General features: G+C 56.3%; 15 protein-coding genes. 9 read left to right on the top strand and 6 right to left on the bottom strand.

Features of this window, described 5'->3' with window-relative positions; all coding sequences use genetic code 11:
• The first annotated feature begins 70 nt into the window (after window positions 1-70).
• The 3 genes from DZE2538_RS01855 to DZE2538_RS01845 are packed head-to-tail and all read left to right on the top strand — an operon-like array spanning window position 71 to window position 3,921.
• Window positions 71-1,441, top strand: coding sequence for a sucrose-specific PTS transporter subunit IIBC (locus tag DZE2538_RS01855; protein WP_023638744.1), 1,371 nt, complete (start codon window positions 71-73; stop codon window positions 1,439-1,441).
• The gene (locus DZE2538_RS01850; RefSeq protein ID WP_023638743.1) at window positions 1,441-2,853 is read left to right on the top strand and encodes a glycoside hydrolase family 32 protein; all 1,413 of its coding nucleotides are present in this window, start codon (window positions 1,441-1,443) and stop codon (window positions 2,851-2,853) included. Before DZE2538_RS01855 ends, DZE2538_RS01850 begins: the two co-directional genes overlap by 1 nt.
• Window positions 2,854-2,901: 48 nt before the next feature.
• Window positions 2,902-3,921 carry a substrate-binding domain-containing protein gene (locus DZE2538_RS01845; protein ID WP_038917085.1) on the top strand — a complete coding sequence of 340 codons (1,020 nt, stop codon included), beginning with the start codon at window positions 2,902-2,904 and terminating at the stop codon, window positions 3,919-3,921.
• Window positions 3,922-4,045: 124 nt separating this feature from the next.
• On the opposite strand, the gene exbD is transcribed toward DZE2538_RS01845, so the two are convergent.
• Together exbD and exbB are read right to left on the bottom strand one after the other, a co-directional pair.
• Entirely contained in the window at window positions 4,046-4,465 is a 420-nt protein-coding gene (exbD, locus tag DZE2538_RS01840; RefSeq protein ID WP_012883090.1) for a TonB system transport protein ExbD, read from the bottom strand.
• 4 nt (window positions 4,466-4,469) lie between these two features.
• Entirely contained in the window at window positions 4,470-5,189 is a 720-nt protein-coding gene (gene exbB / locus DZE2538_RS01835; RefSeq protein ID WP_026357778.1) for a tol-pal system-associated acyl-CoA thioesterase, read from the bottom strand.
• A 468-nt stretch (window positions 5,190-5,657) separates the two neighbouring features.
• On the opposite strand from exbB, the gene metC reads away from it, so the two are divergent.
• Together metC and DZE2538_RS01825 are read left to right on the top strand one after the other, a co-directional pair.
• Window positions 5,658-6,851, top strand: coding sequence for a cystathionine beta-lyase (gene metC / locus DZE2538_RS01830; RefSeq protein WP_019843602.1), 1,194 nt, complete (start codon window positions 5,658-5,660; stop codon window positions 6,849-6,851).
• Window positions 6,852-7,035: 184 nt separating this feature from the next.
• Entirely contained in the window at window positions 7,036-7,695 is a 660-nt protein-coding gene (locus DZE2538_RS01825) for a DedA family protein (RefSeq protein ID WP_019843600.1), read from the top strand.
• A 65-nt stretch (window positions 7,696-7,760) separates the two neighbouring features.
• Here DZE2538_RS01825 and DZE2538_RS01820 read toward each other — a convergent pair whose 3' ends face one another.
• The gene (locus tag DZE2538_RS01820; RefSeq protein ID WP_038915435.1) at window positions 7,761-8,675 is read right to left on the bottom strand and encodes an AraC family transcriptional regulator; all 915 of its coding nucleotides are present in this window, start codon (window positions 8,673-8,675) and stop codon (window positions 7,761-7,763) included.
• 218 nt (window positions 8,676-8,893) lie between these two features.
• Here DZE2538_RS01820 and DZE2538_RS01815 point away from each other — a divergent pair, with 218 nt between their 5' ends.
• The 3 genes from DZE2538_RS01815 (at window position 8,894) to dkgA (ending at window position 11,923) form a co-directional block, all read left to right on the top strand.
• On the top strand, window positions 8,894-9,634 hold the full coding sequence (locus tag DZE2538_RS01815; RefSeq protein ID WP_038915434.1) for an NADPH-dependent oxidoreductase: 741 nt from the start codon (window positions 8,894-8,896) through the stop codon (window positions 9,632-9,634).
• Between the two features lie 72 nt (window positions 9,635-9,706).
• On the top strand, window positions 9,707-10,870 hold the full coding sequence (gene yqhD, locus DZE2538_RS01810; protein WP_038915433.1) for an alcohol dehydrogenase: 1,164 nt from the start codon (window positions 9,707-9,709) through the stop codon (window positions 10,868-10,870).
• 207 nt (window positions 10,871-11,077) lie between these two features.
• The gene (gene dkgA / locus DZE2538_RS01805; protein WP_023638736.1) at window positions 11,078-11,923 is read left to right on the top strand and encodes a 2,5-didehydrogluconate reductase DkgA; all 846 of its coding nucleotides are present in this window, start codon (window positions 11,078-11,080) and stop codon (window positions 11,921-11,923) included.
• A 40-nt stretch (window positions 11,924-11,963) separates the two neighbouring features.
• Here dkgA and ftsP read toward each other — a convergent pair whose 3' ends face one another.
• The 3 genes from ftsP to parC all read right to left on the bottom strand — a co-directional run bounded on the left by ftsP (window position 11,964) and on the right by parC (window position 16,740).
• Window positions 11,964-13,373, bottom strand: a complete 1,410-nt coding sequence (ftsP, locus tag DZE2538_RS01800; protein WP_023638735.1) for a cell division protein FtsP — start codon at window positions 13,371-13,373, stop codon at window positions 11,964-11,966.
• A gap of 86 nt (window positions 13,374-13,459) precedes the next feature.
• Window positions 13,460-14,197, bottom strand: a complete 738-nt coding sequence (locus DZE2538_RS01795) for a 1-acylglycerol-3-phosphate O-acyltransferase (RefSeq protein ID WP_019843595.1) — start codon at window positions 14,195-14,197, stop codon at window positions 13,460-13,462.
• 266 nt (window positions 14,198-14,463) lie between these two features.
• Window positions 14,464-16,740 (bottom strand): DNA topoisomerase IV subunit A, encoded by a 2,277-nt coding sequence (gene parC, locus DZE2538_RS01790; protein ID WP_038915431.1) that lies wholly within the window; start codon window positions 16,738-16,740, stop codon window positions 14,464-14,466.
• Between the two features lie 283 nt (window positions 16,741-17,023).
• Between parC and DZE2538_RS01785 the strand changes: the two genes are divergently transcribed.
• A complete protein-coding gene (locus DZE2538_RS01785) occupies window positions 17,024-17,605 on the top strand; it encodes an NAD(P)H-dependent oxidoreductase (RefSeq protein WP_038915430.1) in 582 nt (193 codons plus the stop codon).
• Window positions 17,606-17,625 lie beyond the last annotated feature (20 nt).

Below are 17,625 nucleotides of genomic sequence, written 5' to 3'. Positions count from 1 at the left end.
GTCACTGACATGATGCATGAAAGTCGGTGACGGTCAGACGCCTGCCTGTTATTGATAAATGAGGAATATTATGGATATTCGTGCCATTGCGGTATCACTACTCCCTTTGCTGGGCGGCAGGGAAAATATCGCCAGCGCCGCGCACTGCGCTACCCGCCTGCGGCTGGTGCTTAACGACGACAGTCTGGCGGATAAAGCGGCCATTGAACGCGTCGAGGGTGTTAAAGGCTGCTTTCAAAACGCCGGTCAGATGCAGGTCATCTTTGGCTCCGGGCTGGTGAACAAGGTTTACGCCGAATTCATCACTGTCGCCGGTATCAGCGAAGCCAGCACCAGCGAAGCGGCCACGCTGGCGGCGCAAAAACTCAATCCACTGCAACGTCTGGCCCGGTTGCTGTCGAATATTTTCGTCCCGATTATCCCGGCGATTGTCGCCTCCGGCCTGCTGATGGGCCTGCTCGGTATGATCAAGACCTATGGCTGGGTGGATGCCGGTAGCGCCATTTTCGTGATGCTGGACATGTTCAGTTCCGCCGCGTTCATCATTCTGCCAATCCTGATCGGCTTTACCGCCGCACGCGAATTCGGCGGCAATCCTTATCTGGGCGCGACGCTGGGCGGTATTCTCACCCACCCGGCACTGACCAACGCCTGGGGTGTGGCAGGCGGCTTCAAGACCATGCATTTGTTCGGTCTGGAATTCGCGATGATCGGCTATCAGGGCACCGTATTCCCGGTGTTGCTGGCGGTATGGTTCATGAGCCTGGTGGAAAAGCGCCTGCGTAAAGTGGTGCCAAACGCGCTGGATATCATCGTCACGCCGTTCCTGACCGTGATCATCTCTGGTTTCGTCGCCATGCTGATTATCGGCCCGGCGGGCCGCATGTTAGGTGACGGCATTTCCTTCGTGCTGAGTACGCTGATTACCCATGCAGGCTGGCTAGCCGGGCTGCTGTTCGGCGGGCTTTATTCCGCCATCGTCATTACCGGCGTTCACCACAGCTTCCACGCTATCGAAGCCGGGTTGTTGGGCAACCCTGCCATTGGCGTCAATTTCCTGTTGCCTATCTGGGCAATGGCGAACGTGGCGCAGGGGGGGGCCTGTCTGGCGGTGTATTTCAAAACCCGCGACGCCAAAATTCGGGCCATCGCCGTACCGTCGGCGTTGTCCTGCCTGCTCGGTATTACCGAAGCGGCGATCTTCGGGATTAACCTGCGCTTCATCAAACCGTTTCTGGCCGGACTGTCGGGTGGCGCGTTAGGAGGAGCCTGGGTCGTCGCCAATCACGTCAACATGACGGCCGTCGGGCTGACTGGTATCCCAGGACTGGCTATCGTGCAGGCAGGATCTATCCTGAACTATTTGATCGGTATGGTGATAGCCTTTGGCGCCGCCTTCCTCATTTCCCTGTTGCTGAAATACAAAACGGATAACGCATAATGAAGGAAATCCATCTGGTAAAACGCATGGCTTGCGCACTGATGTCTGCCTCTGCCAAACAGACTTATGATCCGCACCGACCGCAGTGGCATCTGTCGCCTTCCGTAGGCTTGCTGAATGACCCCAATGGGTTCATCCAGCATAAAGGGCGTTACCATTTGTTTTATCAGTGGAATCCACTTGCCTGTGCTCACGGTGCCAAATTCTGGGGGCACTGGAGCTCGGCGGACCTGGTGCACTGGCGTCATGAGCCGGTGGCGCTGGTACCGGCTGAAAGCTATGAAAGTCATGGCTGTTACTCCGGCTCTGCCGTGGCAGACAACGATACCCTGACGCTTATCTACACTGGCAATGTGAAATACGATAACGGCACACGCACGGCGTACCAATGTCTGGCGCGCGCTAACGAAGAGGGCGAATTCGACAAACTCGGCCCGGTGCTGACATTACCGGACGGGTACACCGGCCATGTGCGCGACCCGAAGGTCTGGCGCTATCAGGACAGCTGGTACATGGTGCTGGGCGCGCAGGATCTGGACTTGCAAGGCAAAGTGCTGTTGTACCGGTCGCCTGACCTGCTGCAATGGCAGGCGCTGGGCGAAATCGCCGGTTCTCGCCTCAACGGGCTGGGCGACTTCGGTTACATGTGGGAATGCCCGGATCTGTTCACGCTGGAAAACCGTGAGGTGTTGATCTGCTGTCCGCAGGGGCTGCCTGCCGAAGAAGAGCGCTATCTGAACACCTATCAGTCTGGCTATGTCGTCGGCTCGCTCGATTATGACAACGCCCGTTTCCCTCATCAGGCGTTCCATGAGCTGGATCTGGGCTTCGAGTTTTACGCGCCGCAGACCACGCAAAGCGAAGATGGTCGCCGGTTGCTGTTCGGCTGGATGGGCGTACCGGATCAGAACGAGTTTTTCCAGCCAACACTCACCCACGGCTGGATCCACACCATGACCTGTCCGCGTGAACTGACGCTCTGCGATGACCGGGTGTATCAACAACCCGCACGTGAGCTGCAAAGCCTGCGTCATCTGGAACACCTGTGGCAGGGCGTCGCCGACTATGCCCCCGCCTTACCCGCCAGTAGCGCAGAGCTGATGCTGGACACACAAGGCGAATTTCAGATCAATTTCGCCGACATCTTAGTGCTATGTTGGGACGGCGAACGCCTGACCTTAAGCCGCCGTAATCGTCGCACCAACGAGCCAGAACACCGTTACTGGCATGAAGGCAAGCTGCACCACCTGCAAATTCTGTGCGACCGCTCCAGCGTGGAAATCTTTATCAACCACGGTCAGGCGGTGATGTCATCACGCTACTTCCCCACCAGCGACGCCATGGTACGTTTTAGTGGCTCCGGGCGCATCACGTTGCGGCACTGGTTGTTGGCGACGTGCGTGATAGAATGAGTTTCCTTTTCATGCCGTTAGCGGCCATTGCGTTCTAAAGATATTACGGTGAAACCAACCAAACGCGTCACAATCAGCGACATCGCGCGACTGGCAGGGGTATCAAAATCCACTGCCAGTCTGGTTCTCAATGGCCGCAGCAAAGAGTTCCGTGTTTCGGACGAAACCCGTGATCGGGTGCTGGCGCTGGCGCAACAGCAGCGCTATCAACCGAGCATTCATGCTCGCTCGTTACGCTCGAGCCGCAGCAACACGCTGGGGTTGGTGGTGCCGGAAATGACCAACTACGGTTTCGCGGTGATTTCCCGCGAGCTGGAGTGCCTGTGCCGGGAAGCCGGGTTGCAGCTTCTGATCGCCTGTACCGATGAAAACGCCAGTCAGGAAATGATGGCGGTCAACAGCCTGATTCAGCGTCAGGTGGATGGCCTCATCGTCGCGTCCAGTATGCTGAGCGACGCCGAATACCAGAAGATTAACCAACAGTTACCGGTATTGCAGTTCGACCGGGTGATTGGTGATTCCACCCTGCCGATGGTGGTGTCTGAAGCGGTGGAATCCACTGCTGCGCTAGTGGAAAACATCGCCCGTCAGCATCAGGATGAGTTCTACTTTATTGGTGGCCAGCCGCGCATATCACCGACCCGCGATCGGCTGGCCGGTTTCCAGCTTGGGCTGGAGCGCGCTGGTGTGACGTGCAACCCAGAGTGGATTATCCACGGTCATTACCATTCCAGCTCAGGTTACGAAATGTTCGCACAATTGTGCGCCCGTCTGGGTCGCCCCCCACGGGCTTTATTTACTGCGGCCTGTGGCCTGCTGGAAGGGGTGCTACGTTACCTGAATCAACACAACCTGATGGACTGCGATATGCGGTTGTGCAGCTTTGACGATCACTACCTGTTCGACTGCCTGCCGATGAAAATCGATACCGTGGCGCAGGATTGCGAAACGCTGGCGCGCAACAGCTTTGAGATGATCAACGCGCTGATTGAAGGGCAACCGCTCGCGGAAAGCCGCGTGTATGTGCCGACCCGGCTACACTGGCGTCATCCCGACTCTCGCACCTGAATACGGCATCGACCATCACGCCCTGTGAGGTATTTCGCCACTAAAAAACCTTTCACCAATAAAAAACCACCGTTTACGCGGTGGTTCTTTTACTGGTGGTTCGATGCTGTCAGTACCCCGTTTATCAGCGTACTTTCTCCGCACCCACCAAGCCGATTTTGAGATATCCCGCGTCACGGAGCGAGTCCATCACCCGCATCAGGGTTTCATAATCCACGCTCTTATCTGCCTGGAAAAAGACAGTGGTGTCTTTATTACCCTGTGTTTTGATTTCCAGCGCCTGCGCCAGCGTCGCTTCGGTTACCGCATCATCACCCAAATACAGCTGTTTATCCGCCTTCACCGTCAAAAATACCGGCTTTTGCGGGCGCGGCTGCGGCGTAGCGCTGGACGCAGGCAGGTTGACGCGCACGTCTACTGTCGCCAGCGGTGCCGCCACCATAAAGATGATTAACAACACCAACATGACATCGATAAACGGCGTCACGTTGATGTCATGCATTTCACCGTTTTCACTCTGCCCGTCGTTCAGATGCATCGCCATTGACTTACCCTACCCGCAGTTGGTGCGCCGGTGAAGGAGAAGGCTTGCCGACGCTGGCGGCAATATCCAGATCGCGGCTTTGAAGCAACAGAATCTGCGCGGCCACATCGCCAACCATCGCCTTGTAGCTGGCTGTCCAGCGTGCAAACACGTTGTAAATCACCACCGCAGGGATCGCCGCCACCAACCCGATAGCGGTCGCCAGCAGTGCTTCGGCGATACCGGGTGCCACGACTGCCAGATTGGTCGTCTGCGATTGGGCAATACCAATAAAGCTATTCATGATGCCCCATACCGTACCAAACAGACCGATAAACGGTGCGATAGCCCCGACCGTCGCCAGATAACCGGTTCCGCGTCCCATTTGACGCCCGGTTGCGGCAACTCGGCGTTCAAAGCGAAACGCGGTACGTTCCTTGATGCCACCGTTGTCGTCAGAGCGTTCAGACAGCACCTGCTCATTGCGGGCATCCGTCAGCAGTTGCAGCGACACGCTACCCGGTTTGAACACCGCCGCGATATCCGCCGCATCATCCAGAGTGCGGGCGTCTTCCAGTGCTTGATACTCACCACGGATGCGCTTTTTCGCTCCCATCAGGCTCGCGCTCTTACTGAAAAAAATCGCCCAGGTGACCACGGATGCCAGTAACAAGCCAATCATTACCGTTTTTACCACGACATCAGCGTGCTGATACATGCCCAGAACGGACAAGTCAGTATTCATCAGGCCACTGGCAGCACCCGTCGGCGGCAGTACCGACGGCGTAGCGGCAACCGGTGCCGGTGCTGCCAGCGCGCGCCCCGTCATTCCCAACAACGCAAACGCCATCAGGCGATACATCACGCCCCCGCACACCCCGACGGACTTATGCCAGACCGATGACGCCCGTAGGTCACTTTTATTCTCAGCCGTATACACGCTGTGCCTCCACCCTCATTCTCATACCACTGTAATCTGGCGAAAATGATACCAAACCTAAAATTAATTGATAGTCGTTCTCATTATTATTTGCGTGTTACAGGCCATCACTGTTCGAGGTATCCCTTATCCTGACCCGCTGCTGTGCCATGTTTTCCCCGAGTCATCCTGAGACATCTTCATCCAGATAAGAAAAGCCGCCCCCCTGTCCCCCCAGCCGTGATAACGTACATGGATAGACGCAAGGAATGTTTGAGCTACAGGTAACGCCGAATGACGAGTAAAAAAATCGCCACCACGCTGGTGGCCGCCGGACGCAGCAAACGCGTCACCCAGGGTGCGGTAAACCCGGTCATCCAACGTGCTTCTTCATTGATATTCGATAGCGTGCAAGAGAAACATCATGCCGCCGTTAACCGGGCCAAAGGCGCCTTGTTTTATGGCCGCCGCGGCACGCTGACCCATTTCGCGTTGCAGGATGCGATGACCGAACTCGAAGGCGGCGCAGGTTGCGCGCTCTACCCCTGTGGTGCGGCTGCGATAGCCAACGCCATTACCTCGTTTGTCTCAGCAGGCGATCACCTCCTGGTGACCGGCTCAGCCTATGAACCAACGCAGGATTTTTGTAACAAAGTGCTGAGTCGAATGAACATCAGTACGACCTTTTTTGATCCCATGGTGGGCAGTGATATCGCCAGCCTGATCCAACCCAACACCCGTGTGGTCTTTCTGGAATCGCCCGGCTCCATCACCATGGAAGTGCATGACGTGCCAGCGATTGTCGCGGCGGTTCGTCGCGTTAACCCGGATATTGTCATCATGATCGACAACACCTGGGCTGCCGGAGTGTTGTTCCGTCCGCTTGAGCTTGGTGTGGATATTTCGATTCAGTCCGGCACCAAATATATCGTCGGCCATTCCGATGCCATGATCGGTACCGCCGTTGCCAATGCACGTTGCTGGGATCAATTGCGCGAACAATCCTACCTGATGGGACAGATGGCCGACGCAGACAGTGCTTATCTGGCCAGTCGTGGTCTGCGCACACTCGGCGTCAGATTGCAGCAACATCAGGAAAATGGCCTGCGCGTGGCGCGCTGGCTGGCGCAACGCCCGGAAGTCGCAACAGTCAATCACCCTGCGCTGCCCAGCTGTAAAGGACATGAATTTTTCGTGCGGGATTTTAGCGGCAGTAACGGCCTGTTTTCGTTTGTGTTAAAAGACACTCTCAGCCGCGAACAGCTGGCCCATTATCTTGATCATTTCAGCCACTTCCGTATGGCTTATTCCTGGGGTGGCTTTGAATCGCTGATTCTGGCGAACCAACCGCAAGAACTGGCGGCGATTCGTCCGGCAGGCGGCGTCGATGTGACCGGTACGCTGGTTCGATTGCACATCGGTCTGGAAGATTGCGATGACCTGGAAGCTGATTTGGATGCCGGCTTTAGGAGATTGCAGGAAATGTGACGCCATTATCCCTCTGGCCCCTTGAAGCTGCTGTGGTAAGTCAGGCAAAGCGTATATGATGAGCAGTTACAACGATGACAAAACGTTTACCTTTTTTACCCTATCCTGATGCTCTTATTTTGAAGCTCAGCGCAGTGTATTTACGCGGCCACGGGGTTTATAGCAAAACCAGACAGGATGCAATATGAGTGTTGTTCATGAAATAATACGGGCGCTGTGGCAGCAGGACTTCAGCGTCCTGTCCGATCCACAGGTGATATGGCTGATTTATGGCATGCTGTTTACCACTCTGTTTCTGGAAAATGGCCTGCTCCCCGCATCCTTTCTGCCAGGTGATAGCCTGTTATTGCTGACTGGCGCACTGGTCGCCAGAGGCGTGATGAACTTCCTTCCTGCCGCGGTGTTATTGACGATAGCGGCAAGCCTTGGCTGCTGGTTAAGCTACCTGCAAGGGCGTTGGCTGGGCGACACCCAGTTGGTGAAGAAATGGCTGCATCAGTTACCCGCTCACTACCATCAGCGCACTCACAATTTGTTCCACCAGCATGGGCTGTCCGCACTGCTGGTAGGCCGTTTTCTGGCGTTTGTCCGCACCCTGCTACCCACCATCGCTGGGATTTCCGGGTTCAGCAGCACCCGCTTTCAGATTTTCAACTGGCTCAGCGGTTTTCTGTGGGTCTCCGGTATCATCGCAATGGGTTACGCGCTCAACCAGATTCCGCTGGTCAAACGTTATGAAGATCAGTTCATGGCCGTATTGTGTATCCTGCCGCTGGTGCTGCTGGTGAGTGGGTTGGTAGGAATGCTGTTGGTATTGTGGCGTAAAAGACGGGCTATGGCCTGAAACTCACCAGAAATCTTATCTATCCCATCAATTCCCTGAGTAGGCGGGCAGACCGCCCACTCGGTTTAATTGCTCTCAACCACCTCAGCCCCTGAACGCAAGCGAGCCACCTCATCACCCGGTGTCGTACCAAAGAAACGCTTAAATTCCCGACTGAACTGAGAAGGGCTTTCGTACCCGACCCGCATTGATGCTACATTCGCTTTCAACCCATCATGCACCATCAGCAAACGCGCCTTATGCAACCGATAAGACTTCAGATACTGTACCGGTGACGTATTGGTGACAGTTTTGAAGTTATGGTGAAACGCCGATACGCTCATGTTCACTTCCATGGCCAGCCGCTCTACGCTCAGATTATCCGCGTAATGGTTTTCGATATAGCGCAGCGCACGGGCAATCTGGCTGAAATGACTATAGCGATTCATCAATGCCTGTAGAGAATCACCGCGCGGCCCGCACAGCACGTGATAAAGAATTTCGCGTACAATCCACGGCCCCAATACCCTCGCGTCGCGGGCATTCGCCATCGTTTCCAGCAACCGCTCCGTCGCACACAGGATGGCCTCGTTGAGCGGTACGCTGTTAATACCCGCGGCTTCAGGCCGCCGTTTATCGCCAGCATTGTCATCGCCCATCTCAATCAGCAGATCTTGCAGCATTGGGATATCCACCCGAATGGAAATCCCCACCAACGGGTTTTCCGGGCTGGCAAAATTTTCGCACTCGAACGGCATCGGCACCGTCATCAGCAGGTAATTGTCCGGGTCATACTGGAAGACTTTGTCCCCCACATACCCCACTTTATGCCCCTGAAAAATGATAACGATACAAGGGTCGTACAACACCGGAGCCCGCGCCGTATGGCGATCGGCATAAATCACCCTCACCTGCGCAATCGGCGTCTGACTGACGCCGCTGCCGCGGGTGTGTGGCATCGCCAGTTTGACCAGACGCTGGCGTGAATCGAGATTCTGCATAATATTTATCTCTTACTGACAACGGAAATAAAGTGACATAGATAGGCAGCAGAATCACCCTTTTCTCCTGACTTTTGCAGAAACAGGCAATACACAGCGAGAAATGAGCATTGCTGGAGTACCGGGAGAAGCCGAGAATGACAGCCATCGCCACACCATCGTAGTCAACCCATGACTGTCCTGCTGCAATGGGCAATCATGGGCAATAAGGAATCCGCATGAATCACACTATTGAGCTACTTAAACAACACCGTAGCGAGCGCAGTTACCTGGATAAACCTATCCCGGAAGAGGTGCTATCCGCCATTATCGACAGTGCACATCTGGCACCTACCTCAGTGAATTCACAGCAGGTTTCCATCGTCGTCGTCCGCGATCCGGCACGCCGCGCTCGCATCGCTGAACTGGCGGGTGGGCAGTCCTGGATTGCGCAGGCACCGGTATTCCTCACGCTGGTGCTGGATATGCACAAGAGCGCAACAGGCATTGCCATGAGCGGCAATACCCAACATGCACACGAAAGTGTTGAAAGCATTATTTCCGGCGCGACCGATGTAGGCATCGCGCTGGGTACGTTGATCGCCGCGGCGCATTCCTTTGGTCTGGGCATCGTGCCGATAGGCGGTGTACGCCGTAACCCGCAGGCGATGATCGACCTGCTGGAACTGCCAGCGCTGACGTTTCCAGTAGCAGGGCTGGTCTTGGGTTATGTCGACCGGCCTGCGCACCAGAAACCACGCCTGCCGCTGGAAACTTTCCGCCATGAAGAGTTTTACCACACCGAACCGCTGGCGGCTGCGATCGAACAATACAACTACACTCTGATTAACCACTGGAAGCAAACGGGACGCAGCGATGGTGAGGCCTGGGGGAGTAATACCGCCAGCTACTATCAACACGTCTATTTCCCCCATGTCCTGCCTGCGCTGTTACAGCAAGGTTTTAAACTGGATCAGTAACATGTATCCGGGTCCGTTATCCGTGCTAGTGACACCACGGCGACCCGGCAACCCTCTATCAAGGAACGCACCATGCAGAACTTTACGCTTCACACCCCGACTAAAATCCTGTTCGGCGAAGGGCAAATCGCTGCTCTGGCCGACCAGATCCCGGCTGACGCCCGCATTCTTATCACTTACGGCGGCGGCAGCATCAAGAAAAACGGCGTATTCGACCAGGTCATCAACGCGCTGAAAGGCCGCAACGTTGTGGAGTTCTCGGGCATTGAGCCTAACCCCACCTACGAAACGCTCATGAAAGCGGTTGAGATCGTACGCAAGGAAAACATCGACTTTCTGCTGGCGGTCGGCGGTGGTTCGGTTGCCGATGGCACCAAATTCATCGCGGCAGCGGTGAACTACAAGGCAGCCGAAGACCCGTGGCATATTCTGCAAACCTGGGGAGCACACGTAGAAAGCGCCATCCCGCTGGGTGTGGTGCTGACGCTGCCAGCGACCGGTTCCGAATCCAACAGCGGCGCAGTGATTACCCGCAAGAGCACCGGCGACAAACAGGCGTTCATGAACCCATTGGTATGCCCGCGTTTTGCCGTGCTTGACCCGGTCGTAACCTATACGCTGCCTGAACGTCAGATTGCCAACGGCGTGGTCGATGCCTTCGTCCATACCGTCGAGCAGTATCTGACCTACCCGGTTGACGCCAAAGTGCAGGACCGCTTCGCCGAAGGGCTGTTACTGACGTTGATCGAAGAAGGCCCGCGCGCCCTCAAAGAGCAGCATAACTACAATGTTCGTGCCAACGTGATGTGGAGTGCCACCATGGCGCTCAATGGCCTGATTGGCGCAGGGGTGCCGCAAGACTGGTCAACCCATATGCTGGGCCACGAAATCACGGCAATGCACGGACTGGACCATGCGCAGACACTGGCTATCGTACTCCCGGCGATGCTCAACGAACGTCGTGTTCAGAAACGTGAGAAACTGCTGCAATACGCCGAACGCGTCTGGAATCTGCGTGACGGTTCAGACGACCAACGCATTGATGGTGCGATCGCCGCCACCCGCGCTTTCTTCGAACAAATGGGCGTACCGACCCGCCTGTCAGACTACCAGTTGGACGGCAGTTCTATTCCGGCGCTGGTCGCGAAGCTCGAAGAGCACGGTATGACAGCGTTGGGCGAAAACAAAGACATCACGCTGGACATCAGCAAACGCGTGTACGAAGCAGCCCGCTAATCCCGCCAGACTGACTTTTCGACTACACTAAAGACAGTGCCGCGACAGGCGTGCAGGCACTGTCTGAGGTGAAAGATCATTTTGGTGTGAAAAACAGTTCCGATACGCCGCCATTCTGGCGGCGTTGTCGTCTCATCGCCACCTTGCCGCCATGCCGCCAGAACCCTCCACGGCCGGGCGCTAAAGGCGTACAACAAGGAGAATGACATGACGATGCAACCTCTGGTCAAACTGGCTGACGGCACTATCATGCCCCAACTGGGGCTTGGCGTCTGGCAGGCCAGTAATGAACAAGCCACCGCCGCAGTAACCGAAGCGCTCAATGTCGGCTACCGCTCCATTGATACTGCCGCTATCTACAAAAACGAAGTGGGCGTCGGCAAAGCCTTGCAGGAAACCGCCATCCCGCGTAGTGATATCTTCATCACCACCAAGCTATGGAACAGCGATCAGGCGCATCCACGTCAGGCGCTGGAAGAAAGCCTGCGAAAGCTGCAACTGGAGTACGTTGACCTGTATCTGATCCATTGGCCGCTGCCGGAACAGAATACCTACGTTGAAGCCTGGCGTGGGTTACTCAATCTCAGGGAGCAGGGGCTGGCGAAAAGCGTCGGTGTGTGCAACTTCAACCCACACCATCTGCAACGCCTGAAAGAAGAAACCGGGGTAATGCCGGTCATCAATCAGGTGGAATTACACCCGCTTTTCCAGCAGCGCATGCTGCAAACCTGGAATACCACCCATCATATCCAGACCGAATCCTGGAGCCCGCTGGCACAAGGGGGCGAAGGCGTCTTCGACCACCCGGTTATTCATGCACTGGCGAAAAAATACGGCAAGACACCGGCACAGATCGTGATTCGCTGGCATCTGGACAGTGGTTTGGTGGTGATCCCCAAATCCGTTACGCCAGCGCGTATTCGGGAAAATTTTGCGGTGTTTGATTTTAGGCTGGAAAAAGAGGAACTGAGCGACATCGCCACGCTGGATTGCGGCAAGCGGCTGGGGCCAGACCCTGACCAACCGCGTACCGACGCGCCGCGCAAAGACTAACCCTTACCGCACTCGACTCCCCGCGCTCTCGGCGCGGGGGTCAGGGCTGCACCACCAATTGGGCGGTAGAACCGCGATCCGCCATTTCCAGCGTCTGACTGTAATACAGGAACGGAAATTGTGGCGTGGAGAACTGGCCGAAATACACCAGCAGTTCCACATCATTTTCCACCCACACCGTGTCTTTCCAGCCGCTGTCCTCCGGCGGCGTCAGGCCACCGTTCACGCTGCGCACCAGAAATGCCGCCCCTTGAATATGAAAGGGCTGCGCTTGATCGGCATGCACTATCCAGCGCTCATAGCGCCCGACCTGCGTTTGCACATCCACACGGTTCATATCCCACATGGCGCCATTGATACCGGGCAAGCTATCACCGAGGCGGAATTCACGCGTCCGGCTGACCGCGCCGTCAATAAGATTGTCGCTTAAAAGTCGCATTGGCAGGGTATTGGTCACCAGCGGCAACAAACCGGTGGGGCGCAGGGTTAACACTGCCGATGACACCAAAATCGTCGACGGCTCGAACAAGCCGCGCAACCGCTGCATAAGCGTCGCAGACTCCCCTGCGGTTAGCGTCGCTTCGTTGCCCTGCGACATATCAACCAGCACCTCACGGCGTTCGCCGGGTGCCAGTGAAAGCTGATTCAATGCCATCGGCGCAGGCAGGAAACCCTGATCGTTGGCGATAAGATGCAACGGGCGACCATCACTCATGCGCATGACGTAGCGACGGGCGTTGGACGCGTTAAGCAGACGCAAACGCACCCAACCGCGCGACACTTCCACATACGGGTTTTGTGCACCATTCACCAGCAACGTATCCCCGACGAACCCCCCGCTGCTCGGTGGGCTGTACAGCGGCGCGCCGAAGCTATCCAGCCGTTTATCCTGAATAATCAGCGGGAAATCATCCACACCATAATGGTTAGGGATCGGCAGCGATTTGCTGAGGCTATCTTCTATCAGCCACATGCCAGCCAACCCATTATAGACGTGCGGTGCCATACGATTGGGCGTATTGGCGTGGTACCAACAGGTCGCTGCCGCCTGCCGCATCGGCAACACCGGCGACCAGTCCATATTCGGCTGAATCATGCGGCCCGCGCCGCCCATCAGCGACCCTGGCACCTGCAAGCCGCTCACGGTCATCGACACCGGCTCACTAAGACGGTTGCTGTAGACCAGCTTCACGTCATCATCACTGAACACCCGCACAGTCGGGCCAAGATAACGGCCATTAAATCCCCAGACCGGGTTTTTACGCTCACCAGAAAACGCCCAGTGCGCCCGCTGCATGGTCAGAAAAACCGGCTGTCCACGACGAGACTCCAACAGCGGCGGCACAGGCAGCGGGGTTTTCCCACTATCGGCTCTGGCCGTCAATGGCATTGCACCCGCACAGAGCGCAACCCCCGAGGCCTGAAGAAACTGACGCCGACTCAATGACATAACGACTCCGAAAACCGATTCAATCCTTTACTCCCTCGGGTCGTATCGCCACCCGGAAGGTCACACAGCGCATCCTGGCGCTGACGTTAGCGCTTTTCCGCCGCTTCGCGTTGTGCAACTTCGGCATCCAGTTGGGCGATTTTCTCCGCCATCAGGTCATGGCAATAGGTAGCCAGTTCACGCACCTGATCCTTGCCATAACCGCTGCAGTCGATCGGCGGCAACACTTCAACAATCACATGACCATTGTTCCAGCGGTTCAGCTTCACTTTATTATGCGTGCTGGAGACACAGATCGGGACGACTGGCACCCCAGCAGCAATCGCGGCATGGAACGCACCGGTTTTGAACGGCAACAGACCGCGCCCGCGGCTGCGCGTCCCTTCCGGAAACATCCACACCGAAATGTTGCGTTTTTTAATGTGATCCACCACCTGTGAGATGGTGCTATGGGCCTTCGCTTTATTATCCCGGTCAATCAACAGATTCCCCGCCAGCCAGTACAGCGGGCCGAAAAACGGGATCCACACCAGACTCTTCTTGCCGACCGTGACAGTACCCGGCATCACCACTTTAGCCGCCGTCACCATATCGTAGTTGTTCTGATGGTTGGCGATATAGATACAGTTGCCCTCAAAATGGGACGCCTGGGGATAGCGAATGTCCACCTTAAGACCAAACACCACCGATAAACGGCCAAACAGACGACCGAACCGGGCAACATGGCGAGGGTCTTTCGGGCTAAACAGGCAGTACACGAAGCCAACCAGAGACACCACGACAGAAAAGATGATCACCACCAAAAAGCGGAGAATGAATAACATAGCAACCTCATTAGCCAACAGCCGCCGCTAGTATAGCGGCTTCGCGTTAAAACACACGGCGAACCTTGCCGCAGCAAACCGTACAGCCCCACCCAAAAGCGGCCATCGGACGTACAGGAAAAAATGACGAAAGAGAATCGTGTCGGGGATGACGCTTATCCGCCCCATCCCCGACAAGGCAGGGACCGCGTTGACGACCCGCACCACACAACGGCGGGCCGTCAGCCTTCACTAAAGGCACTCTTCTTCGCAACGCTTCTTCACGACTACTCTTCGCTGCTACCAACGTTTGCGATACCGGCAGGCACATCCACCTCAATGCGATCGACCCGTTGCAAACCGCGCGGCAACGATGTGCCTTTACAGCCACGGCTGGCCTGATACTTCTGCAGTTCTTCCGGACGCAAGGAGTACTTGCGCTTACCGGCATATAGCGTGACGGAAGATTGCGGCGCAATCGCCATCAGCCACAGTATCCGATCGTCGCCGCTAGCCAGTTGCGCCGCCGGAATCGAGACTATCTTATTGCCCTTGCCTTTCGACAAGGCTGGCAGGTCAGCAACCGGGAACAACAACATGCGTCCTGCTGCGGTGATTGTGAGCAACAAGTCATCGTCACGCTGCAACTCCAGCGGAGGCAACACACGCGCGTTATCTGGCAGGGTTAGCACTGCTTTCCCCACCCGGTTACGGGCAACCAAATCGGCAAAGGTACAGATAAAACCGTAACCGGCGTCAGAGGCCAGTAGTAGCCGCTGGTTATCTGACGCCATCAACACCTGTTCAATGGAAGCCCCTGGCGGCAAGGTCAATTTACCGGTCAACGGTTCACCTTGCCCACGCGCCGACGGCAGCGTGAGTGGATCGAGCGCATAGCTGCGCCCGGTAGAATCCATGAACACCACCGGCTGGTTGCTCTTACCACGGGCAGCGGCGCGATACGCATCACCTGCCTTGTAACTCAGGCCAGACGGGTCAATGTCGTGCCCTTTGGCACTACGTACCCAGCCCATTTCCGACAGCACGATGGTCACGGGTTCAGACGGCGACAGATCATGCTCGCTCATGGCTTTCGCTTCACCGCGTTCATGCAGCGGCGAACGGCGATCATCGCCATAGGCTTTGGCGTCTTCCTGAATCTCTTTCTTCAGCAGGGTGTTCATCTTGCGCTCTGAGGCCAGCAACGCCTGAATCTGATCGCGCTCTTTGGCCAGATCGTCCTGCTCGCCACGGATCTTCATCTCTTCCAGCTTGGCCAGATGACGCAGTTTCAGTTCCAGAATGGCTTCAGCCTGGGTATCGCTCAGGCCGAACTTCGCCATCAGTACCGGCTTCGGTTCATCTTCGTTGCGGATGATGTGGATGACTTCATCAATATTCAGGAACGCAATCAGCAAGCCTTCCAGAATATGCAGGCGCTTGAGGACCTTATCCAGCCGGAAGTTCAACCGACGGCGCACCGTGTCGCGGCGAAACGCCAGCCATTCGGTCAGGATTTCCCGTAGCCCTTTTACCGCAGGGCGACCATCCAGACCGATCATGTTCATGTTGATGCGGTAGCTCTTTTCCAGATCGGTGGTGGCGAACAAATGGTTCATCACCTGATCCAGATCGATACGGTTGGAACGCGGCACCAGTACCAGCCGGGTCGGGTTCTCATGGTCAGACTCATCACGCAGGTCGTCGATCATCGGTAACTTTTTAGCCCGCATCTGGCTGGCAATCTGCTCCAGCACGCGCGCCCCCGAGACCTGATGCGGCAATGCGGTGATCACCACGCTGCCATCTTCTTTCTTCCACACCGCGCGCATACGCACCGAGCCACGACCGCTTTCGTACATTTTGCGGATCTCATCACGCGGGGTGATGATCTCGGCTTCGGTCGGGAAATCCGGCCCCTGCACGTAACGCAGCAATGCTTCCAGCGGCGTGTCCGGCTCATCGATCAACGCCATGGCCGCTGTGGCCACTTCCCGCACGTTGTGCGGCGGAATATCCGTCGCCATACCGACTGCGATGCCGGTGGTGCCGTTAAGCAGGATGTTAGGCAGGCGGGCAGGCAGCATCTTCGGCTCCTGCAATGTGCCGTCAAAGTTCGGCACATAATCCACCGTGCCTTGCCCCAGTTCGCCCAGCAGCACTTCGGCATACTTCGACAAACGGGACTCGGTATAACGCATGGCGGCGAACGATTTGGGATCATCCGGTGCCCCCCAGTTCCCCTGACCGTCTACCAACGGGTAGCGGTAGGAGAAAGGCTGCGCCATCAGTACCATTGCCTCGTAGCAGGCGCTGTCACCGTGCGGATGATATTTACCCAGCACGTCACCCACCGTACGGGCGGATTTTTTGAATTTGGCGCTGGCGCTCAGCCCCAGTTCGGACATCGCATACACGATACGACGCTGAACCGGCTTGAGGCCATCGCCAATAAAGGGAAGCGCCCGGTCCATGATGACGTACATGGAATAGTTGAGGTAGGCGTTCTCAGTAAATGTGTGCAGCGCAAGACGCTCTGCGCCGTCATGAGTCATGTCACTCATTGATAATCCTTAAACCGTGGCGTATCGCCATGTTCAAAAAACTCGCTTATTGTTGCGCGATGAACCACAACGTGGCAAACCGACCGGACAACACTGACCGGATAGTAACGCAAGTTGTGTCTCTCTTCACGGCATCCTGCTAGCGCAGTGCATTGTTCGATCCTAAACCCGCGATTATTGACTACTCAGCAACAGTGTTGTGCGTCACAGCACGTTTTTCCCCATCGCGCTATCAGCTAGACTGACTTTCAACGCCTGTTTATACCATTTGAGGTCATCAGCCATGCAAAACGTACTCATCATCAATGCTGGAAAAGCCTTCGGCCATTCCAAAGGGGAACTCAACCGTACCCTGACGGATGTCGCCGCCACATTCCTGCGTGACAAAGGCCGCCAGGTCCGCGTCACCACTGTCGATGAGGGTTATGACATCGAACAGGAAGTGCAGAATATCCTGTGGGCCGACACCATCATCTACCAAATGCCAGGCTGGTGGATGGGTGCCCCCTGGACCCTGAAAAAATACATCGACGACGTCTTCACCGCCGGACACGGCTCTCTGTACGACAGCGATGGCCGCACCCGCGCGGACGCCAGCAAGAAATACGGTTCTGGCGGCTTATTACAGGGCAAACACTACCTGCTGTCGCTGACCTGGAACGCCCCGCTGGAGGCCTTCACCGACCCGGACCAGTTCTTCCATGGTGTCGGCGTAGACGGCGTTTACCTGCCGTTTCACAAGGCCAACCAGTTCATCGGTCTGTCACCGCTGCCAACCTTCATCTGCAACGATGTCATCAAACAACCGGACGTAGAGCGGGACATTGCCCGCTACCGCGCTCATCTTGATCAGGTTTTCGCCTGATTCACGGTTTATTACCCTCG

This window comes from Dickeya zeae NCPPB 2538, assembly GCF_000406165.1.
GTDB classification, from domain to species: domain Bacteria; phylum Pseudomonadota; class Gammaproteobacteria; order Enterobacterales; family Enterobacteriaceae; genus Dickeya; species Dickeya zeae.
The sequence above is the reverse complement of the archived record's forward strand: the minus strand, read 5'-3'. Positions and strand labels throughout refer to the sequence as shown.